General features: G+C 52.7%; 22 protein-coding genes and 1 riboswitch. Of the genes, 20 read left to right on the top strand and 2 right to left on the bottom strand.

Translation table 11 applies throughout. The features are described 5' to 3' along the window. The first annotated feature begins 37 nt into the window (after window positions 1-37). From ACE99V_RS05725 to ACE99V_RS05645, 17 genes are all read left to right on the top strand, one after another. A complete protein-coding gene (locus tag ACE99V_RS05725; protein ID WP_400489408.1) occupies window positions 38-2,386 on the top strand; it encodes an FdhF/YdeP family oxidoreductase in 2,349 nt (782 codons plus the stop codon). 22 nt (window positions 2,387-2,408) lie between these two features. After that, window positions 2,409-3,668 (top strand): molybdopterin molybdotransferase MoeA, encoded by a 1,260-nt coding sequence (locus tag ACE99V_RS05720; RefSeq protein WP_400489302.1) that lies wholly within the window; start codon window positions 2,409-2,411, stop codon window positions 3,666-3,668. A 4-nt stretch (window positions 3,669-3,672) separates the two neighbouring features. Then, entirely contained in the window at window positions 3,673-4,179 is a 507-nt protein-coding gene (gene mobB, locus ACE99V_RS05715) for a molybdopterin-guanine dinucleotide biosynthesis protein B (protein WP_400489301.1), read from the top strand. 34 nt (window positions 4,180-4,213) lie between these two features. Continuing rightward, a riboswitch (SAM riboswitch) is annotated at window positions 4,214-4,323 on the top strand. A gap of 190 nt (window positions 4,324-4,513) precedes the next feature. Next, a complete protein-coding gene (locus ACE99V_RS05710; protein ID WP_400489300.1) occupies window positions 4,514-5,530 on the top strand; it encodes a methionine ABC transporter ATP-binding protein in 1,017 nt (338 codons plus the stop codon). After that, entirely contained in the window at window positions 5,523-6,185 is a 663-nt protein-coding gene (locus ACE99V_RS05705; RefSeq protein WP_400489299.1) for a methionine ABC transporter permease, read from the top strand. Before ACE99V_RS05710 ends, ACE99V_RS05705 begins: the two co-directional genes overlap by 8 nt. Before the next feature lie 30 nt (window positions 6,186-6,215). Then, window positions 6,216-7,046: a MetQ/NlpA family ABC transporter substrate-binding protein gene (locus ACE99V_RS05700; protein ID WP_400489298.1), complete on the top strand. Its 831-nt coding sequence runs from the start codon at window positions 6,216-6,218 to the stop codon at window positions 7,044-7,046. Window positions 7,047-7,201: 155 nt separating this feature from the next. Beyond that, window positions 7,202-11,137 (top strand): S8 family serine peptidase, encoded by a 3,936-nt coding sequence (locus ACE99V_RS05695; RefSeq protein WP_400489297.1) that lies wholly within the window; start codon window positions 7,202-7,204, stop codon window positions 11,135-11,137. Between the two features lie 132 nt (window positions 11,138-11,269). Continuing rightward, on the top strand, window positions 11,270-12,568 hold the full coding sequence (locus tag ACE99V_RS05690) for a hypothetical protein (protein WP_400489407.1): 1,299 nt from the start codon (window positions 11,270-11,272) through the stop codon (window positions 12,566-12,568). Between the two features lie 148 nt (window positions 12,569-12,716). After that, on the top strand, window positions 12,717-14,243 hold the full coding sequence (locus ACE99V_RS05685) for an AbgT family transporter (RefSeq protein ID WP_400489296.1): 1,527 nt from the start codon (window positions 12,717-12,719) through the stop codon (window positions 14,241-14,243). Between the two features lie 17 nt (window positions 14,244-14,260). Beyond that, window positions 14,261-15,451 (top strand): M20 metallopeptidase family protein, encoded by a 1,191-nt coding sequence (locus ACE99V_RS05680; protein ID WP_400489295.1) that lies wholly within the window; start codon window positions 14,261-14,263, stop codon window positions 15,449-15,451. Window positions 15,452-15,453: 2 nt separating this feature from the next. Continuing rightward, window positions 15,454-16,815 (top strand): amidohydrolase, encoded by a 1,362-nt coding sequence (locus ACE99V_RS05675; RefSeq protein WP_400489294.1) that lies wholly within the window; start codon window positions 15,454-15,456, stop codon window positions 16,813-16,815. Continuing rightward, window positions 16,778-18,052 carry a Zn-dependent hydrolase gene (locus ACE99V_RS05670; RefSeq protein WP_400489293.1) on the top strand — a complete coding sequence of 425 codons (1,275 nt, stop codon included), beginning with the start codon at window positions 16,778-16,780 and terminating at the stop codon, window positions 18,050-18,052. Before ACE99V_RS05675 ends, ACE99V_RS05670 begins: the two co-directional genes overlap by 38 nt. 91 nt (window positions 18,053-18,143) lie before the next feature. Continuing rightward, window positions 18,144-19,931, top strand: a complete 1,788-nt coding sequence (locus ACE99V_RS05665) for a M3 family oligoendopeptidase (protein WP_400489292.1) — start codon at window positions 18,144-18,146, stop codon at window positions 19,929-19,931. 19 nt (window positions 19,932-19,950) lie between these two features. After that, window positions 19,951-20,526, top strand: coding sequence for a nitroreductase family protein (locus ACE99V_RS05660; RefSeq protein ID WP_400489291.1), 576 nt, complete (start codon window positions 19,951-19,953; stop codon window positions 20,524-20,526). 137 nt (window positions 20,527-20,663) lie between these two features. After that, entirely contained in the window at window positions 20,664-21,116 is a 453-nt protein-coding gene (locus ACE99V_RS05655; protein WP_400489290.1) for a MarR family winged helix-turn-helix transcriptional regulator, read from the top strand. Further along, entirely contained in the window at window positions 21,103-22,683 is a 1,581-nt protein-coding gene (locus ACE99V_RS05650; protein ID WP_400489289.1) for an MDR family MFS transporter, read from the top strand. The genes ACE99V_RS05655 and ACE99V_RS05650 overlap by 14 nt, the downstream gene beginning before the upstream one ends. A gap of 72 nt (window positions 22,684-22,755) precedes the next feature. Continuing rightward, entirely contained in the window at window positions 22,756-23,433 is a 678-nt protein-coding gene (locus ACE99V_RS05645) for an MgtC/SapB family protein (RefSeq protein ID WP_400489288.1), read from the top strand. Window positions 23,434-23,488: 55 nt separating this feature from the next. On the opposite strand, the gene ACE99V_RS05640 is transcribed toward ACE99V_RS05645, so the two are convergent. Together ACE99V_RS05640 and ACE99V_RS05635 are read right to left on the bottom strand one after the other, a co-directional pair. After that, the gene (locus ACE99V_RS05640) at window positions 23,489-23,788 is read right to left on the bottom strand and encodes a YxcD family protein (RefSeq protein ID WP_400489287.1); all 300 of its coding nucleotides are present in this window, start codon (window positions 23,786-23,788) and stop codon (window positions 23,489-23,491) included. Further along, entirely contained in the window at window positions 23,776-24,201 is a 426-nt protein-coding gene (locus ACE99V_RS05635; RefSeq protein WP_400489286.1) for a hypothetical protein, read from the bottom strand. Before ACE99V_RS05635 ends, ACE99V_RS05640 begins: the two co-directional genes overlap by 13 nt. A 190-nt stretch (window positions 24,202-24,391) precedes the next feature. Between ACE99V_RS05635 and ACE99V_RS05630 the strand changes: the two genes are divergently transcribed. The 3 genes from ACE99V_RS05630 to arsC are packed head-to-tail and all read left to right on the top strand — an operon-like array spanning window position 24,392 to window position 26,503. Continuing rightward, window positions 24,392-24,724 (top strand): ArsR/SmtB family transcription factor, encoded by a 333-nt coding sequence (locus ACE99V_RS05630; RefSeq protein WP_400489285.1) that lies wholly within the window; start codon window positions 24,392-24,394, stop codon window positions 24,722-24,724. A 19-nt stretch (window positions 24,725-24,743) separates the two neighbouring features. Beyond that, window positions 24,744-26,042: an arsenic transporter gene (locus ACE99V_RS05625; RefSeq protein WP_400489284.1), complete on the top strand. Its 1,299-nt coding sequence runs from the start codon at window positions 24,744-24,746 to the stop codon at window positions 26,040-26,042. A 35-nt stretch (window positions 26,043-26,077) separates the two neighbouring features. Next, on the top strand, window positions 26,078-26,503 hold the full coding sequence (gene arsC, locus ACE99V_RS05620; RefSeq protein ID WP_400489283.1) for an arsenate reductase (thioredoxin): 426 nt from the start codon (window positions 26,078-26,080) through the stop codon (window positions 26,501-26,503). Window positions 26,504-26,703: the final 200 nt, after the last annotated feature.

The raw sequence follows: 26,703 nt of genomic DNA, 5'->3' as shown, positions 1-26,703 counted from the left end.
GCCGATTCATGCGGATCAACAGGAAGGAGTGTACCTCATGGGAAAGACAAAACATACTGGCCCGATCAAACTGGATACGTCTCTGAAGCCGTCGCTTTGGGCTTCACTGGCGCCGATGGGATTGGGGAAGATCAAGCCGCATCACATCCGTGACACCTTGAAGGTGGTGTATGAAAACAGAGACAACCTCAGCTACGCTTATCGCATCCTTACACAGGGAGTATGCGACGGCTGTGCGCTCGGGGTGTCGGGGCTGTACGACCAGACGCTGACGGGACCGCATCTGTGCACGACGCGGCTAAACGTCCTGCGGCTGAACACCATGCCGGCCATCGACCCGAAGTGGCTGGAAAATGTAGAGGAGATGCGGAAGCTGGACAGCAGCCAGCTGCGAAAGCTGGGTCGCATTCCGTATCCACTGTCCCGGAAACCGGGTGAAAACAAGTTTACACGAATCAGTTGGGACGAGGCGCTCAACCGTATCGCCGCCAAGATCAAGTCGATCGATCCCAAGCAGCTCGCCTTTTTCCTGACAGCGCGCGGCATTACCAACGAAGTGTACTACACAGCGGCGAAGGTAGCCCGCTTTTTGGGCACGAACAATATCGACAACGCCTCCCGCATCTGCCACTCGCCCAGCAAGACGGCCTTGAAACGCTCGGTCGGCATCGGTGCTTCCAGCTGCAACTACAAGGACTGGATCGGCACCGATGTGCTGGTCTTCTGGGGGTCGGTACCCGCCAACAACCAGCCGGTCTCGACCAAGTACATGTACGCGGCCAAGAAGGCGGGAACGAAGATCGTCCTGATCAACCCGTACCGCGAACCGGCGATGGAGAAGTACTGGATTCCGTCCATTCCGGAAAGTGCGGTCTTCGGCACCAAGATCGTCGACGAGTTTTTTCAGGTAAACATAGGCGGCGATATCGCCTTCATGAACGGTGTCATGAAGCACTGGTTCGAGATGGAGGAGCGCGAACCGGGATCGGCCATCCATCATGAGTTTGTGCAGAAGCACGTCAACGGCTATGAAGAACTGAAGGCCCATGTAATGAGCCAGGACTGGGAATTGCTTGAGAAATCCTCTGGCGCGAGTCGTGAAAAAATGCTGGAGTTTGCCCAATTGCTGGCCCGATCCAAATCCGCCGTATTCGTCTGGAGCATGGGGTTGACGCAGCACCGTTTTGGGACGGACAACATCTCGCAGGTGGCCAATCTCGCCCTGCTGCGCGGGTTTCTCGGACGACAGCACTGCGGCCTGATGCCGATTCGCGGCCACTCCGGGGTGCAAGGTTCCGGTGAGATGGGGGCGGATCCATTCAGCCTGCCGGGCGGCGATTTTGAAGAGAAGTCCTGGACGCGGGTTGAAAAAGTGTGGGGCTTTGAGATACCCAAATGGCAGGGGGACATCGTCGGGGTTTCTCTGGAAAACGCGCTGCTGCCGGACGGTCATGAACGAAAGACGAGACTGTTCTACACCAGCGGCGGTAACTTTTTGGAGACGATGCCTGACCCTGATTTTATGCGAAAATGTCTGGAAAACGTGGAACTGCGCGTGCATCAGGACATCATTTTCAACACCTCGACGCTGGTTGATGCCAAGGAGGAAGTGATCGTGCTGCCGGCGATGACGCGCTATGAACAGCCGGGAGGAGGAACCTCGACCAGCACGGAGCGGATGGTCTATTTCAGTGCGGAAATTGAGGGCCCCCGGATTGGTGAAGCGCGGCCAGAATGGGAGATATTCGTCGATCTGGCCTCCCGTGTGCATCCGGAGAGAAAACACCTGATCAGCTTTACCTCCGCACAGCAGATTCGCGACGAGATCGCCGTTGCCAACCCGAACTACGACGGGATTCAGCACCTGAAAAACCGCGGAGACGTATTCCAATGGGGCGGGGCGTGGCTGTGCGAGGACGGCATTTGTCCGACACCGGACGGCCGCGGCAATCTCATTCCCATTGTGGTGCCGGAGCTTAGAAAGCCGGAAGGGCACTTCTACGTGACGACCCGCCGGGGCAAGCAGTTTAATTCGATGATCTACAGTGAAACAGATCCGTTTAACGCAGCGGACCGCTACGATGTGTTGATTCATCCGGATGACGCCAAGCCGCTGGATATTCGAGACGGTGAAGCGGTTGTCGTCTATAATGGATATGGAACGTTTCACGGACGGGCCAAGTACGCGGAGACGAAACAGGGCAACATCCAGGTGTACTGGCCGGAAGGAAACGTGCTGATTCCAAAGGGTGTCTACGAAAAGTACGCGGGTATTCCGGAGTACAACACAACCGTGGTTGTGGAAAAGGCGGACACATATCACGCCCACAAAGATACCAAATATGTGGAGAAACGAATCGAAGAACTGGAGACAAGCGTCGGATAGGGCGATCGTTAGGGAGGACAACATGCGTTTTCATCGGCAAACCATTCATGTGGACGAAGCGGCGCACCTGCTTCTGGCGGAAGACATTTCCCTGCCGGAAGAAGAGGTGGACATCCATGAGGCATACGGCAGGACAGTGGCACGGGACTTGTATGCGACCTGCGATCTGCCCCCGTTTGACCGCTCTCCGCTGGACGGGTTTGCCGTGAGAGCGGCGGATACCAGGGGAGCGACGGTGGACCAACCGGTATTTTTGTCGGTCGTGGAAACGATCGCCGCAGGTCAAGTGCCGCAGGCAGAGCTTGTACCGGGCACGGCAAGCCGCATCATGACCGGCGCGATGCTGCCCAAAGGGGCGGACGCCGTCGTGATGTTCGAACAGACAGTACATCCCGGGACCCTCTCCCCCCTCGTCGGTGTAAAAAAGGAGCTGAAGCCGGGAGAGAACATCTCCCGCCGGGGGGAAGAACTGTGCGAGGGCACGAAAATTGCCGCTGCCGGCGAGCTGATCAACGCAGGCACGCTGGCACTGTTGGCCACTTTCGGCTGCACCAGGATACCCGTCGTTCGAAAGCCAAGAATCGGTCTGCTTGCCACCGGCAGCGAGCTGCTTGACGCAGACCAGCCGCTTGTTCCGGGGAAAATCCGCAACAGCAACGGGGTGATGCTGTCCGCCATGATCGCCGAGGCGGGCGGCATTCCCGTATGGTTCGGAAGATTGCCCGACGACCTGACGAAAGCCAAACGGGCACTGGAAAATTACATGGAACAGGTGGATGCCATGATCACCACGGGCGGTGTCTCGGTAGGCGACTTTGACGTGATCGCCTCCCTGACGGACGAACCCGATGTGAAGCTGTTGTTCAATCGGGTGGCGATGCGGCCCGGCAGTCCCACTACCGCAGCCGTCTTTCGAGACAAGCTCTTACTCGGGCTGTCCGGCAATCCAGGGGCCTGCTTCCTTGGCTTTGAGCTGTTTGGCCGCCCGTTTTTAGCGCACATGCTTCGGCAGCGGGATCAGGGTGTTCGCAAAATACGCGCCGTGTTGGCGACTTCTTATGAGAAACCGTGTCCGTACCCTCGCTTTCTGCGTGGACGGTTGATGGAGAAGGAAGCCGTTCTGTACGCCTATCCCGACTGCAACGACAAGTCCGGCAATCTCAGCACCCTGAAGGAAAGCGAGTGTTTCATCGTCATCCCGGCAGGAGGCAGGGGCAAACAGGCCGGAGAAACGGTGGACGTCATCCCCCACCGCTCCCCCAGCTGGAGCAGGAAGGAGTAAAGCGATGGGAGACCAGCCGCGTGTTGTTCAGTTCGTCGGTTATTCCAACTCGGGAAAGACCACACTGTTGGCCAAACTGATTCCCGGGCTGGAGCGGGAGGGCATCCGCGTGGGCGTCATCAAGCACGATGGCGGCCATGATTTTGAGTGGGATCAGCCCGGAAAGGACACCTATCGGTTCCGGGAAGCGGGCGCATCCATCGTGGCCATCCAGTCAGCGACCAAAACGGCGATGGTGGAGCAAAGGCCCGTTCCCCTTCAGCAGCTGGTGAAACGAATGGGGGAAGCGGGAGCGGATCTGGTTCTGGTGGAAGGGTTTAAGCGTGAGGGTTACCCGAAGCTGGTCATGCTGCGGGACCCATCCGATGCGGAACTGCTGGATACGCTGTCCGATGTAGTGGCGGTCATCAGCCGGGAGCAGTTCGTCCATCCCGTACTCCCGGTGTTTCTGGCCGATCAGGTTGAGGAGATTGTGCAGTTTTTGTTTGACATAATCGAATATTCAAAGTAAGATAGGAACAACTTTTCATAAAATGAATAACCTTTTCTTATCAAGAGAGGTGGAGGGACAGGCCCGAAGATACCTCGGCAACCCATTCTGTCCATGACAGATGAAGGTGCCAATTCCTGCAGGAGTACTCCTGGAAGATAAGAAGCGACGCCGTTTTTTACTTTTCGTAATAACGTCCCGCCTCTTCTGCTTCGTCAGGAGAGGCGGTTTTTTTAGTGTTTCAGAACTTATAGAAGTTCGGCATTTCATGAAGCTACTTGGAAAGTGTTCGGGGCCCCAGCCGACACCAGCGTTTGCTTAAGTCGGCTGGGTTATAAAAAAAGGGAGTGTCGAGATGATTGAGCTTCGCCATGTACAGAAAGTGTACAGCTCAAAAGAGAGAGAAGTGACTGCTGTTGATCATGTTTCCCTGCAAATACAGAAAGGGGAAATTTACGGGATTGTCGGGTACAGCGGGGCTGGGAAAAGCTCGCTCCTGCGCTGTATCAACATGCTGGAAAGACCGACAAGCGGTCAGGTATTGATTGAGGGAACCGACTTGACTGCTCTTTCCGATGAGGAGCTCCGCAAGGTCCGTCAGTCCATCGGGATGATTTTTCAGCATTTTAATCTGATGGCCAATCGTACCGTGGCGGGAAACATCGCCTATCCGATGGAGGTAGCGGGCAAAAGCAAAACAGAGATTGAAACCAGAATCACAGAACTGTTGGATTTGGTCGGGCTGTCGGATAAAGCGAACGCCTATCCTGCCCAGCTATCAGGAGGACAGAAACAGCGGGTGGGAATTGCACGGGCACTGGCCAACTCTCCGAAAGTCCTGCTTTGTGACGAAGCGACCTCTGCGCTCGATCCGAAAACGACTCGCTCGATCCTCAATTTGCTGAAAGAGATTCATCAAAAACTGGGACTATCCATCGTGTTGATCACACATGAGATGGAAGTCGTAAAAGAAATCTGTCATCGCGTGGCCATCATGGCGAACGGCAAAATTGTGGAGGAAGGACCGGTCTATGAGCTCTTCGCCACGCCGAAAACGGAGCTGACGCGACAATTTGTCCAATCCGTCCTGGAAGTAAAACTGCCCGGTCATCTTTTGAAACGTCGCACTCCAGACAGTGAACTGGTCAAGGTAATCTTCCAGGGAGAGCGGGCAGAAAAACCGATTATCTCGACCATGCTTCGTTCCTTTTCCGTGGAAGCAAACATCCTCCATGGAAATATCGAATACATACAGGACATTCCGCTTGGCATTTTCATCATGGAGCTGATCGGAGAATCAACGGAGCGGACCAAAGTACTGGAATTCCTCAATCGAGAGACAGCGGGAACGGAGGTGATTCCGTATGCTTGAGTCCATCGCTCTGATTCTGCCTGATTTGCAGAAAGCGTTCTTTGAAACTTTTTTCATGATGAGCATTTCCGTTAGCCTGGCTGCGCTGTTGGGCATTCCACTGGGGTTGATGCTGTTTACCACAGATAACAGTCTGTTGGGAGAGAGGCCGTGGATCAATCGCATATGCGGTTTCGTGGTCAACGTGATTCGCTCGACGCCGTTTGTGATTTTGCTGGTTGCCCTCATTCCGTTAACCAGTCTGATCGCCGGTACAACAGTCGGGCCGAAAGCGGCTACCGTACCTTTGACGATTGCTGCGATTCCGTTCTACGCTCGGCTGGTGGAAGCATCCTTAAAGGATGTGAACCGAGGAGTGATTGAAGCAGCATTGGCCATGGGTTCGAGTACCCGACAAATCATTTTCAAGGTACTGCTGGTAGAGGCTCGCTCCGGCCTCATCCTGGGTCTTACCGTTACGACGATCAGTTTGTTGGGCTTTTCCGCCATGGCCGGTATTGTCGGGGGCGGAGGAATCGGCGACCTGGCCATCCGTTTCGGTTATTACCGGTTTGACAATACGATCATGTTTACCACCGTTGTTGTTTTGATCGTTCTCGTTCAACTGATTCAGACAGCGGGTGACAAGCTCGCCAAAAAGTTGGATAAACGATAATAATATAGAAGAAAGAGGAGAGAAACGACCATGAAAAAGCTCTGGGGTATCATCGCAGGAACACTTTTGGCATCTTCCGTATTGTTGACCGCGTGCGGAAGCAGCGAGACCGCCGGGAACGCGGACCAAACCAAGCAAATCAATTTTGGAGCAACCGCGGGTCCTTTTACGGACATGGTGAAAAACGGCATTGCGCCCCTGCTTGAGAAAAAGGGCTACACCGTGAAAGTGACGGAGTTTAGCGACTACATCCAACCGAATCTGACCCTGGCGGAAGGTTCCATCGACGCAAACCTGTTCCAGAACGAAATCTATCTAACGAATTTCTCGCGGGATAAGAATCTTGATTTGACCGGCATCATCAAGGTGCCAACAGGCCCAATGGGGATCTATTCGAAAAAGTTCAAAGCCATTGAAGAGGTTGCAGACGGAGCCAGCGTATCCATTCCCAATGACCCTACCAACCTGGCACGCGCTTTGGTTGTACTGCAGCAAGCAGGGTTGATCACGGTAAAGAAAGATGCGGATCCTATTAAAATTTCGGAAAAAGATATCGTAGAAAACAAGAAAAAACTCGTCATCACACCTGTTGAAGCTGCTCAGTTGCCGCGTGCGGTGGACAGCCAGGATCTTTCCCTGGTGCCTGGCAACTTCGCTTTAGCCGCAAAAATGGATCTGAAGAGCGCACTTGTTCTCGAAAACATGCCAGAGCACTACCTCAATCTGGTTGCCGTTCGCACCGCCGACAAAGACAAGCAGTTTGTGAAAGATATGAAAGAAGTGATCGAATCTCCAGAATTTGAAGCCTTCATCGACAAGGAATTCAGCTCATTCTTCAAGCCGCAGTGGATGAAGCAATAAACACGGCTGATCCATAGTGAAAAAGTGCCTCCGTCATCGGTTGGCACTTTTTATCATGTAACGGAAAATAATCAGAGGATTGAATGTTTTTTCCATATTCTGTAGAATAATAGGGTTCTGATATCATCCATAAATCAATATAGGGACGTGCAAAAATGAGAAGATGGAAGTGGAAGCAAATCATTGTTGCGAGCATTCTCGTACCTCTGTTGGGAGTCGGTTTCGCTGCTCCAGGTCTGGCTGAAGAGAGGACGCGGCCGGAAAAGCAGAAGGGGATAGCGGGTGAATTGATTGTCCGTTACAAGCAGAAAGGAACGAACAGCTCGGAAGTCCTGGGAGAAAAGCTGGGGTTCCGGACGGTCAAGCGGATGGGGAAGACGGCGCTGGTCCGCGCAGACGAAAGCAGGTTGGCCGAGATTGCCCGCAAGCTGCAAAATGATCCGGACGTCGCATTTGTGGAACCCAACTACGTGTACACCATAGCCGAAACCTCCGATCAGCCGCCGGCGACGAATGACCCGATGGTGGAGGAACAGTGGGGTCTTTCCGCAGTGGGAGCACAAGCGGCGTGGGACAAGCTGGCATCCTGGACGGATCAGAAAAAGGACCAGGTAATCGTCGCTGTGGTCGACACCGGTGTGGATGCCGGCCACCCCGACTTGGCAGGCCGCGTGCTGCCCGGTTTCAATACCCTGGACAACAGCACGAATTGGACGGATGACAACAGTCACGGTACCCACGTAGCAGGAATTATTGCTGCCCACGCGGACAATGAGGAAGGAATTGCCGGCGTGGCAGGCAAGGAAAACGTCAAAATCCTGCCGATCAAGGTATTGGACGAGCGAGGCTGGGGAACTACGCTTTCCATCGCTGCAGGTGTGGACAAGGCGGTGGAAATGGGAGCGGACATCATTAACATGAGCCTCGGCGGACCCGGCCGAAGCAAGCTCTTGGAAGAATCGATCAAAAACGCGACCGACAAAGGTGTGCTGGTCGTCGTGGCCTCTGGCAACGAATTTGACAACGCGGAAGGGTACTGGCCGGCCGGGTATGCCGAACCTATGACGGTAGCATCCGTCAACAGCGAGCTGGAGAGTTCCGAGTTCAGCAATTTCGGAAGCCCTGTCGACATCGCAGCGCCTGGGGAGGAAGTATTGAGCACGGTGCTGTACAACGATTATGAATACTATGACGGAACCTCCATGGCGACACCTCACGTGGCTGGAGTTGCGGCTCTGGTGAAGCTGGCCCATCCGGAATGGGGCGCGCAGGAGATCCGGGCTGCTCTGGAAAATACGGCACGAGACCTGGATCGCCCCGGTTATGACGCCGCGACCGGTCACGGTTTGGTCCAGGCGGCACCTGCGCTTTCCTACATGCAGGAACAAGTCGTGCAGATTGTAACACCAAGCACGGGAAGCCAGGTATGGGGGAAGGTTCCCATCCGTGTTCGTGTGCAGCAAGCAGGTGCGACACAGGTAAACGTGTACGATGAAAATGGTCAAAAGGTGGCGGAGATCCCCTTGGCACAGGGACGAGGCTCGATTCAGTGGGATTCGACCGCCGTCAGCGATGGCAGTCACAAGCTGAAACTGCAGGCTTTCGGCCCTGACGGTCAGGCACTGGGGCGGGATGAAACCCTTTTCCTGCAGGTGAAAAACGGTTTGGAAGCCGGTGTTCATCTGCAAATTGTCGATCCAGAGGGAGAACCGGCCAGGTCAAGTGAGGTGCGTCTGCTGCGCGTTGAGGGCCACGGGTACTATGATGAAGTCATGCGGGTATACGCCAACGGGCAGGGACAAGCCTTGATTCCTTATTCCGCCCTGCTGCCGAAGGAATCGTATTACGCGGTCGTGTTGTATACGGACTATGACACCGAGCGCATGCACATGAAGTTCCGCAAGCTTGACAGACAGGCACAGGCCGTCACCGTCGATTTGCGTGAAACCGTCAAGGTGGACGTGAATGTGCTCGCCGAGGGGCAGAGCCAATCGCTGGAGGATGTTTTCTTTTCTTTCACACCCGTGATGGACGGAACGATTCTGGAGCCATTCACGATGGCAGCGAGTGCAGCCAAAGACGGACGGGTGGAGTTGAATCTTCCGGAGGGAGAGTACATCGGGTTGGCCGTACGTCACGCTGAGACAGGAACCGCCTATTATCTGCGCCAGACGTTCACGGTCGACAAGGAAACCGACCGACTGGAATTCGACCTCGATCAGGCAAAGGAACTGACGTTTGAACTCCCTCCGTCCGTGGATACGGCGATATGGGGCACGCACAACGATATGGGCCCTGCCGTTCAGCTTTCCAAAGAGGGAAAACTGCTGCTCACCGCCGACGAGCTGGACAGCTTCTGGATCCATCTGCTGGACTTTGAGGATGAGTTTGTGAGGGTATACGAGCTGAGTCAGGACGAACCGATGCAGCTGAAGGAAGATCATGTCATACAGCTTGATCAAAAACCGGTTGTCAAGGTGCTGCCCGTGGAGGACGAAGACGAGATCTACCAGCCGGGAGATTGGGTCGACCTCAACTATGAAATTCGCTATAAACAGGGGCTCACACTTGATTACGTCTACGATTTTCCGCTCTGGCTCCTGGAGTTACTGCGGGATTTGGGCTCAAATATCACCTACAAAAAGGATCGCGATACCGGTGCAATCCAAATCTACCGCAACGAAAAACTGGTCTTCCAATCGGAAGAGGAAGAGTCAACTCTGGAAGACTCCGTCAAGGTGATCCTGGTCAACGAGGAGGGTTCAGACGTCTGGGCTACTCGCACGTGGGATTTTTTCCGAATACCAAAAGAGATCGATAGCGGAATCTATAAGATCGTGGCTGACTTTACCGGGTTGACCTTCCCGGTTAAGGCTTCCGATTCGGAGACGCTTCGGGACATTGAGGTCAGGACGGACCAGAGCCTTTCGCTGAAGGTGCTGCCTCCCGATAAGAACGATCCAATCTATTATCTTGGCGTGGAAGCCATCGATTCTGATACGGACGAGGTGGTAGCATGGGATTACTCCGGCGATGAGTTGCAGCTGACCGGACTTGAGCGCGGAAAGAGCTACCGCTTCCGTATTTCCGGCATAACCGAGGCAGAAGTGCCGATTTTTGTGGAGCGGGCACTGGAAGTATCGGAGGGCAGCATGGAGATCGACTTGTCGGCCAACCCGCCTGCCAAGGTCACGGTCGAGTTGGATGAAGGGGCAGTAATGGAGCTGGAAAAAGGCGGGAGAGTGATCCCGGACTTCTTCATAGAATCTGGCACCGATATGCTCTGGATCGACAAAGGGACGTACACCGCTATCGTTACCAAGGCGCAAGGGGATGACCAGTACCTGTACCGTACCAAACTGAAAATAGAACACAAGGAAAAAGGAAAAAAACAAAAAGTAAGCATACACCCGGATTTGAGCCAATTGAAGGCGGTCCAGGTGGAGTCGGACGGGGAGCACGAAATCGGGGTAAGATCCGCCGGAGCTGACTCGTACTACACATTCTTTACGGTGGAATCGGACGATCGTCTCTATCTGACATCCGGCGATTACGAGTTCGTCATGTTGCGAACCTATCAAACAGACCACGGATATGCTGCAGTCGAGCTGGACGTCCAACCGAGAAAGACCCGAAACGGCTATGTTTTTCAGCTGGATGAAGATTATCGGGCGGAAGTAAAAACGAACAAGAATGGCTACCGGGCAGGGGATTTGATCGAAGCAGAAGCAGTGGTGACGGACTCGCAAGGCAACAGGCTGAACAGCGTGTACTGGATTACGCCCGATCCGCTTGCCGAGATCAGCGTGCCTCGTCGCGGTACCGTGAATCAAGACGGAGAGTTCGCGCTCTACGCTTACGACGCACAAAAACGCCGGTTCGAGTCCCTCTCCATGCAGGAAGTGGCTCCGGAGTTTACGCTGATGTACGGCGACGAAGTAATTGACCAAAGCAGGTCTGTGTACAACTGGAACGGTTATGAGGTTGAGCTTCCGAAAGATCTGAAGTCAGGCACCTACAAGCTGTTGTTCTCATTGGAAGGACCGTTCCAAATGGAAGCGAGCAAGGAAATCGCTGTTCGGAAAAGATAGAAAACAGGAAGCGGATGGAGCAAACCATCCGCTTTCATTTCATCGTCGAAGAATTTGTTTCTTTCCCGATTTTTTTATAGGATAGAAAGAAGATCACATGGGCAACCGGATAGAGAGGGAATCGAATCTATGCTGCATAAAGTCGGGGTTGTAGGGCCAATGCCTTCGGTCGAGCGAATCATGGGCGTAGCCAAAGAATTTCGTCATGAAATGGAATTTATCCCTTATCCTTATGTGGAAACCGAAGAAACAGAGGAAATTGTTCAGAAACATGATTCTGAAGTGGATGTGTGGCTTTTTTCCGGACAGATTCCGTACATGATTGCCAAAAAGACGATCGGTTCGGATGAGAATCTGATTTATATCCCACATACCGGGTCCAGTCTGTACAAGTGCCTCTTACACATGGCTTACTACCAAAAAAAACTGTTGGATCGTGTCTCCATTGACATGGTGCACTCGGAAGATGTCGAAGAAGCGCTGTCTGAATTAGGGGTTCCCACTCGCGAAATCTATGTAAAATCATATGATGACTATCTTAATCCGGAAGAATTAATCCAATTCCACCTTCAATTATGGAAAGCGGGAAAGACGGAGGCAGCGCTCACTTGCTATCAAGCCACGTACCAAGCCCTGCAAAAAGAAGGGCTTCCCGTATATTGGATCTCCCCTACCAAAATGGTCATTCGGCAAACGTTAAAATTAATTTCTGAAAAGGTACGAACGTCGTATTTCAAAGATATGCAAATTGGTGTGGAGATTATCGAAATTGAGCATTTTGACAAGATTATCGAACAGGCAAAAACGCCTTATCATTTGCAGTATCTGGAGTTGAAATTGAAGGAAACCCTGCTGAAGCTATGCGAAAGGCTGGACGGATCCCTTCAGGAGAAGGGCAACGGGCGGTATGTGATTTTTAGCTCGCGCGGAGCTATCGAACGTGAAATCCCGATGCTTCGCGATACCGTTCAGCAGTTGTCACTTGAGGTGGATGTGCCCGTTGCGGTCGGCATTGGCTTTGGGGAGACCGTTTTTTCGGCAGAAATCAACGGGAGACGCGCTGTTCAGCACGCAAAGGAAAAGGTAGATCGGGGCATCGTCATTGTTCAGGAGGATGGGTTGATCGTCGAATCTGTGGGAGAAGAGGAAGAATTAACGTATTCCTATCGTTCTGATGACAAGGAACTGGTGGAGAAATGCAATAAGGCCAATGTCAGCGTGAAGACCTACAAAAAGATAGAAGCATTGATTCACCGTATGGGCTGGGATCGGTTTACGAGTTCAGACCTGGCGGCACACCTCGCCATGACCGATCGCAATGCACGACGGATCGTATCCAGCCTTTGTGAATGGGGTCTTGTGGAATGCATCGGCGAAGAACTGCATGCTGCGCGGGGAAGACCAAGTAAAATCTATACGTTGCGAAAATAAAAGCAGAGGGATCCAAACATCCGTACGCAGTGCGGATGTTTTTTGTAGAAAAAAATTAATTGTTGAAATCTATCGTATTTTCAAATATTATATGAAAAAATAAAGGAAATATTCCTTAATTATTCCGTATGTGAAAAGGGGGAGCTGTATGGCAAAAGCAGCGTTGCAGCCAAGTCCGCAGGGCGAAAACAAGGGTTTTTTACGATGGGTGGAGGTCGTCGGAAACAAACTTCCTCATCCGTTTATGCTGTTTGTCTATCTAGCGGCAGGGATGATGGTCTTATCCGCGATTCTGGCAGCAATGGGCGTGACGGTTGTCCATCCGGGAAAAGGGGAAACTGTCGCAGTACAAAGCCTTTTAAGCACGGAGGGATTTCATTGGATTTTGACCAATATGCTGAAAAACTTCACCGGCTTTGCGCCGCTTGGGCTTGTCTTGTCGATGGCATTAGGGATCGGACTTGCTGAGAGGGTAGGACTTATTCAGGCTGTCTTGCGCAAGATGATTCTTAAGGTCCCGGCCAAGATCGTCACCTTTGCGGTTGTATTTGCCGGAATTCTCGGAAACCTCGCTTCCGATGCCGCATTCGTTATTATTCCTCCATTGGCTGCAATGGTCTTTCTGGCGCTGGGACGACATCCGTTGGCAGGTCTGGCTGCAGGATTTGCCGGTGTGGGCTCCGGATTTACGGCGAACTTGTTCATCGCGGGTACGGATGCGTTATTGGCCGGTATCAGTTCTGAAGTTGCCAAAACGATCGACCCGAACGTATCGGTTACACCATTGGACAACTGGTACTTTATGGTCTTCTCCACCATCTTTTTATCGTTTCTCGGCACTTGGATTACGGAGAAGATTGTGGAACCGCGATTGGGAACCTATAGCGGGGAGAAAACGGCTCGCCTGGACAACCTGAGTGAAGCAGAGAACAAAGCTCTGCGTGCAACGGGAATTGCGGCCCTGATTTTTGTCGCCGTGTTGGCTTTGCTTGTTGTTCCGGAAGGTGCGATTCTGCGTGATCCAAAGACTGGCTCGATCATGACGTCTCCTTTCATGAAGGGTATCATTCCGATCATCCTGTTTTTCTTTATCACTGTCGCTACTATATACGGATTGAAGACAGGTCAGATCAAGTCGCAAAAAGATGTTCCCGGACACATGACAGCAGCGATGAAGGACATGTCCGGTTTTATCGTGATGGTCTTTGCTGCAGCCCAATTCATCGCGTTCTTTGACTGGAGCAACGTAGGCGTATTTATGGCCGTCAATGGTGCCGAGTTTCTGAAAAGTGCAAACATGACAGGTTTGCCGGTTATCGTCGGTTTCACGATGTTAACTGCCGTTCTCAGTTTGTTTATCTTCAGCGGTTCCGCGCTATGGGCACTGATGGCACCGGTGTTCATTCCGATGTTTATGCTGTTGGATTACCACCCGGCCTTTATTCAATTGGCTTACCGTATTGCGGAGTCGGCGACGAATACAATTTCACCGCTCAATCCATACATGCCGATGATTCTTCTGTATATGCATGAATACAAGAAGGACGCAGGACTTGGAACATTAATCTCCATGATGATGCCGTTTGCGATTCTGTTCCTGGCGGTATGGACCGTGTTTATGATCATTTGGTATTTGCTTGGATTGCCAATCGGACCAGGAGTATATGTCAACTAAGGTTGGAGGAGTTAGGCATGCCGTTTAGGACTGTTGATATCAAGCCGGACCTGGAGTACCTTGTTCAATTGCGCAGAGAATTTCATCGATATCCGGAACGAAGCGGCCAGGAAGTACGAACGGCTGGACGTGTCTATGAGGAGTTGCAAAAAGCAGGGATTACCGACATCAGACGGAACATTGCAGGGCATGGGTTGGTTGCTGTCATAGGGAACGGCGGAGGACCGATCGTAGCCCTGCGTGCTGACATGGACGCTCTCCCGATCAAAGAGCAAACGGATGTACCGTTTCTTTCTGAAAACGATGGCGTCATGCATGCATGCGGTCACGATGCTCATATCGCGATGCTGTTGGGGGCGGCCAAGATCATCAAGCAGATGGAACATGAGCTGTCGGGGCAGGTTGTCCTGATTTTTCAACCGGCAGAGGAGAATGCGCCCATTGGCGGTGCAAGACCGATGCTGGAAGCAGGCGCCCTTGATGATCCCAAACCTGATGCCGTGTTTGGATTGCACGTCTGGCCGGGCTTGCCTGTCGGACAGCTGGGGATTAAAGCGGGTTATTTCATGGGTGCCTCGGATCGATTTACCATTCGCGTACAGGGAAAAGGCGGGCATGCCAGCATGCCCCATGAGACAATCGACGCAGCCTTGGTCGCGGTGCAGATTGCCCAAGTGCTTCAAACCATCGTAAGCCGTAATCTCAATCCGATGGACGCAGGAGTGGTTACGATCGGCAAAATCGAAGCGGGAAACAGATACAATGTGATCGCCGACGAGGCCATTATGGAAGGCACTGTCCGTTCCTTGCGACCCGAGGTGCGAAATCTTCTGGAGCGGCGCTTTACGGAAATTGTCGAACATGTTGCTCAAAGTATGGGCGCTCAAGCCGAAATTACGTATCAACGTGGATATCCTGTTCTGCAAAATGACCCGGCAGCCGTAGAAGTGGTTCGTTCCGCTGCATCGTGTCTATTGGGGGAAAACGCTTTGCCTGAGATCGAAGCTGCCCTGGTTGCCGAAGATTTTGCCGTCTATCTGGAGCATTTTCCGGGGGCATTCTTTTGGCTGGGATGCGGTTTTCACGATGAAAGCAAAAATTACCCTCTCCATCATCCCAAGTTTCTTGTGGATGAAAGAGTGCTTCCACTCGGTGCGCAAATGCTGGCGGAGACAGCGCTGCAATATATCTGGCAAAAAGGACGATAAGCATGGTCACGAAAGAGCGTATTTCTCAACACGTAGAACACATAAAGCCGAACATCATCCGCTGGAGAAGAGAATTTCATCAGCATCCGGAGGTAGGATGGACAGAGTTTCGAACCGCTTCCGTCGTCGCAAACACATTGGCTGATCTGGGATTTGAAGTGAAGACAGGCAAAGAGGCTGTGAAACCTGAGGCGAGAATGGGGGTTCCGGATCCCGCGATATTGTCCAGAGCCAAAGAGCGTGCCTTGCAAAATGGCGGAAACCCACTGTGGCTGAACAAGATGGAGGATGGTTTAACGGGAGTAGTGGGAATCTGGGACACCGGGAAGCGTGGTCCGACTGTCGCTTTTCGGTTTGATATGGATGCGCTGGAGATTAGAGAGGACACGCAGATCGTGCATGTACCGGTTCGTGAGGGGTTCCGCTCAAAGTTTGACGGAGCGATGCACGCTTGCGGTCACGATGGACATACGGCAATCGGCCTTGGGCTTGCTTCTCTTATCTCAAGCATAAAGGAACATTTGACAGGAAGAATCAAATTGATCTTTCAGCCTGCCGAAGAAGGCGGAAGAGGTGCGAAAGCGATGGTGGAGGCCGGGGTTCTCGATGACGTGGACTTCTTTTTCGCCGGTCATCTTGGCCTAACGGCTCGAAAGAACAACCAGGTTGTTTGCAGCGTCACCCATTTTTTCGCTTCCACGAAGATCGATGTGGAGCTGGAAGGCGTACCCGCCCACGCAGCTTTTGCGCCCCAGGAAGGAAGAAATGCATTGTTGGCGGCTGCTACCATCGCAGTTCAACTGCAGGCAATTTCCAGACATGGACAGGGCGATTCACGGATCAACGTAGGGATGATGCAGGCGGGCGAAGGAAGGAACATCATTGCCTCACGAGCCAGTTTAAAGCTGGAAACGCGAGGTTATCCCAATGAAGTGAATGACTATATGACGGAAGAAGCGATTCGTATCATACGTTCTGTTGCCGGCATGTATGGTGTCAAGGAACAAATCGAACTGGTCGGGCAAGCAATTGCGGCTCCGTGTGATGCCGAATTGGCTGAAGTGGTCAAGGATGCAGTCCATCATATGGAAAAAGGGTTGGAAGTGATCGATTCCCTGCCATTCCGCGCTTCCGAAGACGCTACGTACATGATGAGAGCCGTACAAGACCGAGGCGGGAAGGCTACCTACATGTTGTTTGGAACGGAATTGAAAGCAGGTCATCACCATCATTCCTTTGATTTTGATGAAGATGCGTTGCCTCAGGCCGTAGAGATATTGGCTCATGTCCTCATCAGATCAATGGAGAAAAGTGGGGGAGAAGCCATTGATTCGACCAGAACGGATGAAGAACCGTATCAGTGAGCTTAATCGCATCGGCTATAACCCGGCAACAGGCGGCGTCACAAGACTTGGTTTTACCGCAGAAGAACAGGAGGCACATCGTCTGATCTGCTCCTGGTTTGCCGACGAAAAACGCGTATCGATCAGACAAGATGCCTGCGGCAATACCATACTGCGGATGGAGGGTGACGGAAGACGACCCGCAATTGCCATTGGATCACACGTCGATACGGTTACCAATGGAGGAAAATATGACGGACAGGCCGGGGTCATATCCGGTCTGGAAGTTCTGTCCTGTCTGCTGGAGAACAATCTCACACTTCCATTTCCGTTTGAGGTAATCGTATTTTCCAGCGAAGAGTCTTCCCGGTTTGGCATCTCGACCGTCGGCAGTAAAGGTATGGCGGGAATGCTAAAAGAAATAGAATGGGATGTTTACGAGGACACCGATGGCATTGGCCTCAAGCAGGCGATGGAAGCGTATGGTCTTGATCTTTCACGGCTGGCCGAAGCGGAGCGGGCGTCAGATGATGTGCATCTGTTTTTGGAGCTGCATATTGAGCAAGGAAGTGTGCTGGAGGAAGCACAACTGCCCGTCGGATTGGTGACAGCGATCTCCAAGCCGTGGCGATTGAGGGTGACGTTCGAGGGGAAAGCGGCACATTCCGGTTCAACCCCGATGAACCGCAGAAGAAATGCCTTGGTGACCGCTGCCGAGTACATGTTGTTTGTAGATAAAAAAGCGCACGAATGGAGCCGCCGCGAACCCTTGGTCGCCTCTGTCACCATGGCGAACATTCATCCTAACAATATGAATGTAATCCCAGGCAGCACGGTGCTCGGTGTAGATATCCGCAGTCACAAACCGGGAATCGTTCGAGCATTTGTCAAAGAGCTGTCCACTGAATGGCAGGCTGTCTGGAATGAAAAATGGGACAGGCAAGGCTTCCGCATGCATACAGAGATTTTGATTCAGGATGAACCGATTCAGTTGGATCCCCAGGTCGTCAAACAGTTGGAAGAATCCTGTCTGGAAGCCGGGGTTACGTATACCAAGCTTCCCAGCGGCGCAGGTCACGACGTAATGAACATGGCTTCCCGATTTCGCGCGGGACTCATTTTTGTCCCTTGTCCGGGCGGAGTCAGTCATCACCCGGAAGAAGGAATCGACGAAAATGGCTGGATAAAAGGAACGGAGATTCTGCTGCGAACCGTACTGAAAGAAAATGGATACAAGTTGGATGCACGGGAGAGGTAGAGAGCCTCTCCCATTTTATGGGCCCCGCTCGGCGCAGCGTTAGCGAATGCCGAGTGGGTATTTATGTTACAATGTCCTGGGAGGGATAAAAATGGAAATTCGTCATTTGCCGCAACGTTGGGATTTGGATGTGTTGTTTCCGGGAGGAAGCGAATCCAAGCAGTTTGCCGCTTTTCTCGACCGGCTGGAGGCGGATATCGCCGCGCTGCAAGCCCAAGTGACAGCCCCAGAGGTGTCGCTTGCACAGGAAGAAGCTTTTTTGCGCGTTTTGAACGAGGTGCAAAGCCTGGCCGTCCGGCTGAAGGAAGCGGGAGCGTTCATCTCCTGCCTCACCGCGCAGAACGTCAAGGATGAACAGGCGAAGCTGCTGTCGGGCAGGGTCAAAACGATTTCTGCTGCCCTTGCTTCCGTGCTGACCAAGTGGGAGGAAAAGCTGCTTCGCATTGATGAAGCGGCATGGCACGCCTTGCTTGAAAACGAGCAGGTAAAACCGGTTGCTTTTCCGCTGAACGAGCGGCGCCGCCGCGCCCAGGAAAAACTGCCGCCCGAGCAGGAAGTGTTGGCCAATGATCTGGCAGTAGACGGATATCATGCCTGGCAGGATCTGTACAACGCCGTGGTCGGACGGATGACCATCCCGGTGGAGCGTAACGGAGAAACCGTGCATCTGTCAGTTGGGCAGGCGTCCAACATGATGGTCAATCCTGACCGTGCGGTACGTGCCGACGTGTTCGCCAAGTGGCAGGAAGCGTGGGCCAAGGAAGCGGAGCTGTGCGCCCAGGCTTTGAATCATCTGGCCGGATTCCGCCTCAACCTCTACCGCCATCGCGGTTGGGATTCCGTGATCCGCGAGCCGTTGGATATCGGCCGTATGCGGGAAGAGACGCTGGACGCCATGTGGCAGGCGATCGAGAACCGCAAAGACCGCCTCGTCGCCTACCTGGAGCGCAAGGCCAAACTGCTCGGCATCGAAAAGCTGAGCTGGTATGATGTGGCCGCCCCGATCGGACACGTGACCAAAGAGGTTACATACGATGAAGCAGCCTCGTTTATTCTGGAGCAGTTCGGGCGATTCAGCCCCAAGCTGGCTGATTTCACCGAAAAGGCCTTCAAGGAAGCATGGATCGAAGCGGAAGACCGGCCAGGCAAACGTCCCGGCGGATTCTGCACCAGTTTTCCGGTAAGCAGGCAGTCCCGTATTTTTATGACCTACGCTGGGAACGCCCAAAACGTTTCGACGCTGGCTCACGAGCTGGGGCATGCCTATCATCAGCACGTGATGTGGGATTTGCCGCCGATGGCGCAAAATTACGCGATGAACGTGGCGGAGACCGCATCCACTTTTGCCGAGATGATCGTGGCCGACGCAGCGGTGAAAAACACCTCGTCCGATGAAGAGCGTCTGGTGCTCCTGGAAGACAAGGTGCAGCAGACGGTGGCGTTCTTCATGAACATACATGCCCGCTTTCTCTTTGAGAAAAACTTCTACGAGGCGAGGAAAAAAGGTCTCCTCAGCGTGGACGCACTGAACAACCTGATGCTTGATGCGCAGAAGCAGGCGTTCCGTGACGCGCTGGCAGAATACGAGCCGCACTTCTGGGCATCCAAGCTTCATTTCTACATCACGTCGTATCCGTTCTACAACTTCCCGTATACGTTCGGCTATCTGTTCAGTCTGAGCGTCTACGCCCGGGCGATGCAGGAAGGCCCCGGCTTCGCGGAAAAGTACGACGCTCTCTTGCGTGACACCGGACGGATGACAGTAGAGGAGCTGGCCCGGCGCCATCTGGGTGCAGACATTACGACGGTAGAATTCTGGCAGACAGCGGTCGATCTGGCTGTAGCCGACATCGAGGAGTTTCTCCGCCTGACGCAATAATTCGTAAGGAGTGATCAGAATGGACTTGTGGGAAGCATTGCGTGGGCGCCGCTCGATCGGTGTGGTCAAACCGGAAATGCCTCCGCGGGAGTACATCGAAAAGATGCTGGAGGCAGCCACCTGGGCGCCCAACCATTTCCTGACGGAGCCGTGGCGCTTTTTCGTCCTGACAGGTGACGCCCGAATTCGTCTGGGAGAGGCAATGGCGGATGCAGCCGCAGCCCGGATGGCGAATCCGGACGACCCTGAATCGCAAAGCAAGCTGGTTAAGCATCGGCAAAATCCGCTCCGCGCGCCGGTCGTGATTGCGGTCGCAGCAAGTCCTTCTGATCAGAAACGGGTGGTTCTGCTGGAAGAGATTGAGGCCGTGGCATGCGCCGTCCAAAACATGCTGCTGGCTGCTCACGGCCTGGGGCTGGGAGCGATCTGGCGCACGGGTGACATCACCTATGAACCTGTCCTTAAAAACTTTTTCAATCTGGGTCCGAACGACCAGCTGCTGGGGTTTGTCTACATCGGGTATCCGCAGGGCAACAAACAGCCTCCCCGGCGAACGCCGTTTACGGAAAAGACCGTCTGGCTGGACAACCAATAAAACGTTTTACAGGAAAAATCGACCGTAACGGGTCGATTTTTTTGTTGACAGCTGCATACAATCGTTTTATGATTTCTATCATTGAATGTTTTACTTTATAAAACATTTACCTATTGAAGTGTTTAGGGAGGAAATACATGAGTCAGATTCGGGAGCTGTTGCTTGGCATCCGCGCGCTTCAGATGCAAACGAAACGGCTGATGACGTTGGCCGCCAAAGACGAATCGCTGTCGCAGGGACTGATTTTCCTGCTGTTTCGACTTTCACAGGCGGGTGCTCTCAAGATTACGGATATTTCGGAGGAATTAGGGTGCACCGCCGGAGCCGCTACCGGCATGACCGATAGACTGGAGGAAAAAGGGCTGGTGCAAAGGGTTCGCAGCGCGGAAGATCGCCGGATCGTGCAGGTGGTGCTTACGGAAGAAGGCAAGGCCCGGCTGGAACAGATTCGCCATAATTTTGAAAAACTGGCGTTCCAAGCCCTTTACGAGATACCGGAGGAGCGGCTTCAGGACATGATTGAAACCGTCCAAGAGATAACGAAGACCATGCAAAAACATGCGGGAGGAGAAGAAAATGACAAATCGTAACACCCTGCCGGGCAAAAGCGAGACGTCCGTGCGCTGGGTCATGGTGGCCCTGATGCTGGGCATGCTGCTTGGTGCGCTGGACATGACGATTGTGTCTACAGCGATGCCGCAAATTATCGCGGAATTGGGGGGGCTTACCTACTACAGCTGGGTATTTTCCGCCTACATGCTGACCTCTACCATCTTTGTTCCGTTGTTCGGAAAGCTGTCCGACCTCTTCGGACGACGATTGATTTACCAGATCGGATTGGGACTGTTTATGCTCGGCTCCGCTCTGTGCGGTTTTTCCACCACGATTGTGGAGCTGATTGTCTACCGTGCGCTGCAAGGGGTGGGAGCTGCAGCGCTGATGCCCATTGCCATCGTGATTGTCGGGGACCTGTATCCCCCGGAGCAGCGCGGGAAGATACAGGGGGTCTTTGGCGCCGTATTTGGTTTGGCGAGTGTGGCCGGACCGGCTTTGGGCGGCTTTATCACGGACTATCTCTCCTGGGAGTGGACGTTTTGGATCAACCTTCCCTTTGGTTTGGCGGCGATGGCCGTGATTGCCTACGCGCTGAAAGAATCCAAGGGTGAAGGAAAACGCTATGTGGACTACACCGGGGCAGCACTGCTGATGGGGGGGATGACGGCACTTCTTCTCGGACTGATCATGGGCGGCGTCGAGTACCCTTGGAACTCCTGGCAAATTTACGGCTTGTTTGCAGCCAGTGTGATCATGACCGGGCTGTTCCTGTTCGTTCAGACCAAGGTGCCTGAACCGCTGTTGCCGCTTACTCTGTTCCAAAACCGCATCGTCAGCGTTAGTGCCGTTCTCGGTTTTCTGTTAGGCGCGGCGATGTTTGCTGCAGTAAGCTACATTCCGCTTTACGTTCAGGGGGTAATCGGCGTAAGTGCATCGTTGGCGGGATACATCCTGACCCCGTTGATGCTCTCCATGATCGCGAGCAGCATTATCTCCGGGCGGATGATAACCAAGGTGTCCTATCGAGCTATCGTTCTCTACGGCATGATCGTGATGTCTGCAAGCTTCTACCTGCTCTCCCTTGTACAGGTGGATACGCCCATGTGGCAGGTAATTGTCTGCATGGTCATGATCGGACTGGGAATGGGGCCGATGAACCCGGTACTGAACATCGCCGTTCAATCGACAGTGGATGCGGCTACCCGAGGCATTGCTACCTCTTCGCTTGCCTTCTTCCGTTCCATCGGCGGTACAGTTGGAGTAACGGTGATGGGGGTATTCCTCAATCATGAACTGTCTGCCCAACTGCAAAAAGTGGTTGCCCATGTGCCGCCGCAGCTGGCATCGCAGTTGGAAAAATTCACCGATCCGCAGCTGTTGTTGAACCAGGACGTACGCGGGCAGATTCCCCAGGAACTGCTGGTGCTGCTGCAGCAAGCATTGACAGTGTCGATCAACCATGTCTTTCTTGTTGCCCTCGCCATTACCGCGATCGGCATCATCGTCGCTTTGTTCTACGGCAATGCCAAAATGACCAAGCGGGAGATGCCTCCTGCAGGTAACCCGCAAGTGAATCCCCAGCCGGCAAACAGCAGATCATGAAATGGGAAAGAGCCTCTCTTTATCGGTGAGGCTCTTTTCGTTTATGATACAAAAAGGAAGGAGGAGTGAACGGTGACGTACGATTTTTTATTCAAATTGGGAGTATCCCTTTTTCTTGGGTTGTTTATTGGAATGGATCGTCAGCTTAAAAACAAGCCGCTCGGGGTCAAAACCAGCATGGTGATTTCCGTGGCGAGTTGCTTGATCACAATTGTTTCCATCGAATCGGTAAACAGATACTCGCTGCCTGGACACACCAATATGGATCCCATGCGTCTTGCGGCACAGGTTGTCAGCGGAGTCGGCTTTCTTGGCGCGGGGGTCATTCTGCGAAGAAGCAATGACGTGATCTCCGGATTGACTACGGCTTCCATGGTTTGGGCTGCATCCGGTCTGGGAATTGCGACCGGGGCGGGATTTTATATGGAGGCGATCACAGCCACGATCCTGATCATATTGGCCATTAACCTGTTTCCGTTAGTGTTGAAGCTGGTTGGACCTCATACATTGCGACGCAGAGATTTGTCGATCAAAATGGTCGTGAAAGAGAATCAAGAACTCAATGACGTTTTCAAGCAGATCAAGCACCTCGGTATGCGAGTCAACCGGGTGAAAGTCAAGGATCTGGATAATGGACAGCAGCGTCTGGAAATGTTGATTTCTGCTTCGGAAAAACTATACACAACCGATATATACACCTCTCTAAAATCTGTAAGCAATGTTGTGTCCGTGGAAGTGGAAAGCAGATAAAAAGAAGAAAAAGCCAACCGCCCTCTCGTTCGGAGACGGTTGGCTTGCTGTTTGATTACCGGTGATAGGTGGCGAAAGCGATAATTCCCTCGTCATCGTCCAGAACAAGTTTCAGACCGGCGGAAAAGGGGTCGCGATGCAGCTGGGTTTGCAGCCAAAATCGAATCGCTTCCAGCAGGTTGGCTTCGATGAGGATTTGTTGTCTGTTGAGAGCGTGCACTTCGGCAGAAAAGCCATAGTCTTCGTCCCACATTAATTCAACGGTTACGTCGCCAGGTTGAATCTGTTTTTTATGGGCAACGTGCAAACAAATCGCATTGATCAGCTCTTGTTCCGAGATTTTTATGGTTTCCATGCGTTCCATTCCTGTTTTTTGCGTTGGTTTTTAAAATAGGTGTACGCTTTTCGCATCAGAATCACCACAGCCCAAACCGCCAAAACGTTAAGGAAGAAACCAAAAATGGCCCCCAGGATTCCCAGATCACTGAACAGACTGCCAAAGAGCAAGCCGGCCAGCCCGCCAAACAGAAGCCCTTTTATAAAACCGCCTTTGCCGGGAGCGGCGGCAGACGTATTCTTGACCGGAGAGGTCGTGTTATTCGGAGTGGATGAGTTTACATGGGAGTCGGTTTTGTTCGGAGTTGTGTTGGAATCAAATGGTTTGGGACCGGATTTGTAGCTTTTCTTCGCGTCCGCCTGGTCATAGCCCATGCCGTTCGGAGCGAGGACGAGAACGAAAGCGATCAGCAGCATGATCCATTTTTTCATAATGGTGTTGGTTCCTCCTCTTTTTTGCGAGTCTCTATATAAGCCCATTCTAATATAACGCTGCGCAGGAATCAAACATGGCCCATTTTGCGAGGAACGTGTATGACTGGGCGAATGTGCATTTTGTGAAATAATACATAACCATATAGTTATAATGTTATGCTATACTATAGGAGGGTGAGGTGAGGATATGGAACCGGATACGAAACCTTTGGTCAATGCGTTAAAAGCACTTGCGGATCCTACGAGGCTGAAAATCATCGCGCTGTTAAACACGCGCAGCTGCTGTGTTTGTGAATTGGTGCCGATCTTTGGGATATCGCAACCGGCGATTTCCAAGCATATGAGCCGGTTAAAGCATGCTGACCTGGTAACGGAATCAAGAAAAGGGCAGTGGGTTTTCTACTCGTTGAATCGGGAGCAGCTGGAATGGGTCAGGGCTGCATTAGGCAATCTGCCCGATTACACCGATGAGTTTGCAAAAATGGAAGAGCAGGGACTGCTCGTGACCTGCGAAGAGTAACAAGGAACGGAGAGAGAACATGTTTCAAGTATGGAGTGCCGTATTGATTTTTGCCGTTACGCTGACGTTTGTCATCTGGCAGCCGAGAGGGTTGAACATCGGCTGGTCGGCGTCAGCCGGGGCTATTTTGGCGTTATTGTTTGGAGTGGTCAGCTTCTCTGATGTAATCACCGTGACGGGGATCGTGTGGAATGCGACCTTGGCGTTTGTGGCGATCATTCTCATCTCCCTGATCCTCGACGACATCGGCTTTTTTGAATGGTCCGCCTTGCATATGGCCAGGGTGGCGAAAGGGAACGGCCGACTTATGTTCGTGTATGTCGTTCTCTTGGGTGCAGCGGTTTCCGCATTCTTCGCAAATGACGGAGCGGCGTTGATCCTGACACCGATTGTGTTGGCGCAGGTTCGAGCCTTGAAGCTGCCCGACAGAATGATCCTCCCCTTTATCATGGCGAGCGGATTTATCGCTGATACTACCTCGCTGCCGCTCATTGTGAGCAACCTGGTAAACATCGTATCCGCTGACTACTTTGACATCGGGTTTGTGGAATACGCAAGCCGCATGATTGTTCCGAACTTTTTCTCGCTGGGAGCAAGTCTGCTTGTGCTGTATGGGTTCTTCCGCGAGGACATTCCCAAAGACTATGACCTGTCACAGCTGAAAAAACCACACGAAGCCTTGAAAGACGTGAGGTTGTTCCGGCTGTCTTGGATCATCCTTGGGGTGCTGTTAGCCGGATATCTCTTGAATGAAGTGGTTGCCATTCCCGTATCGGTTACGGTGGGAATTGCGGCGATTGTATTTATGCTGGCAGCAAGAAACAGCAAGGCGATTGAGATCAGGCAGATTATCAAGGAGGCTCCCTGGGCCGTCGTGGTGTTTTCCATCGGCATGTATGTCGTGGTGTACGGCCTGCGCAACGTTGGCTTAACCGATATGTTGGGCCAGGTCATTCAAGCGTTCGCCAATCACGGGCTGTTCGCGGCTACCATCGGGATGGGCTTCTTGTCTGCCTTCCTGTCCTCCATTATGAATAACATGCCTACGGTGATGATCGATGCGTTGGCCATTCAGGGAACCCAAACGACCGGTGTGATTCGCGAAGCACTCGTTTATGCCAATGTGATCGGATGCGATCTCGGGCCGAAGATTACCCCGATCGGTTCCCTGGCGACATTGCTTTGGCTGCATGTCCTGTCCCGCAAAGACGTATCGATTACGTGGGGACAGTACTTCAAGACAGGGATCATTCTTACGATTCCCACCTTGTTTATCACCTTGGCGGGATTGTATGTATGGCTGCAAATCGTGGCCTGACAAAACATAACACATGAAAAGGAGTCTGAAAGAACATGGATAAAAAACCGTTGGTATATTTCCTTTGCACAGGAAACTCCTGCCGCAGCCAAATGGCAGAGGGCTTTTTGAGAGCGTTGGGCAAAGATCGCTATGAAGTAAAGAGTGCGGGTCTGGAAGCGCATGGGCTGAACCCGCGTGCTGTGCAAACCATGAACGAGGCCGGGGTTGATATCAGCTCGCAAACATCTGACGTAATTGACCCTGAAATTTTGAATCGTGCCGATTTCGTGATTACCCTTTGCGGCCATGCCGATGAGCATTGCCCGGCGATCCCGAACAAAAACGCGGTGAAATGGCACTGGGGCTTTGATGATCCGGCAAAAGCCACGGGTACGGAGGAAGAGATCATGACAAGCTTCCGTACTGTGCGTGATGCCATCAAGAGTCGTATCGAGCAATTCCTGAAGGAAGGAAAGTAAGAAGGAACGGGAAAAGGCTGGGATTGAAAGGTCCCAGCCTGAGACTGTCGAAAAAGGTATTCGTGCCTATTCGGGACCGATTTCTCCGCCTCCGCTCGGCCCTCCTCCCCACAGGGAAGTGTCAACTGTCCGCTCCGCGACGATTCGCGGGGGCATCGCCAAAGCCGCGTCTCTACGAAGTTTTCTCAGGGTGGCGCTGC

Source organism: Brevibacillus soli (assembly GCF_044759095.2).
Lineage (GTDB): Bacteria > Bacillota > Bacilli > Brevibacillales > Brevibacillaceae > JBIYSM02.
The sequence above is the reverse complement of the archived record's forward strand: the minus strand, read 5'-3'. Positions and strand labels throughout refer to the sequence as shown.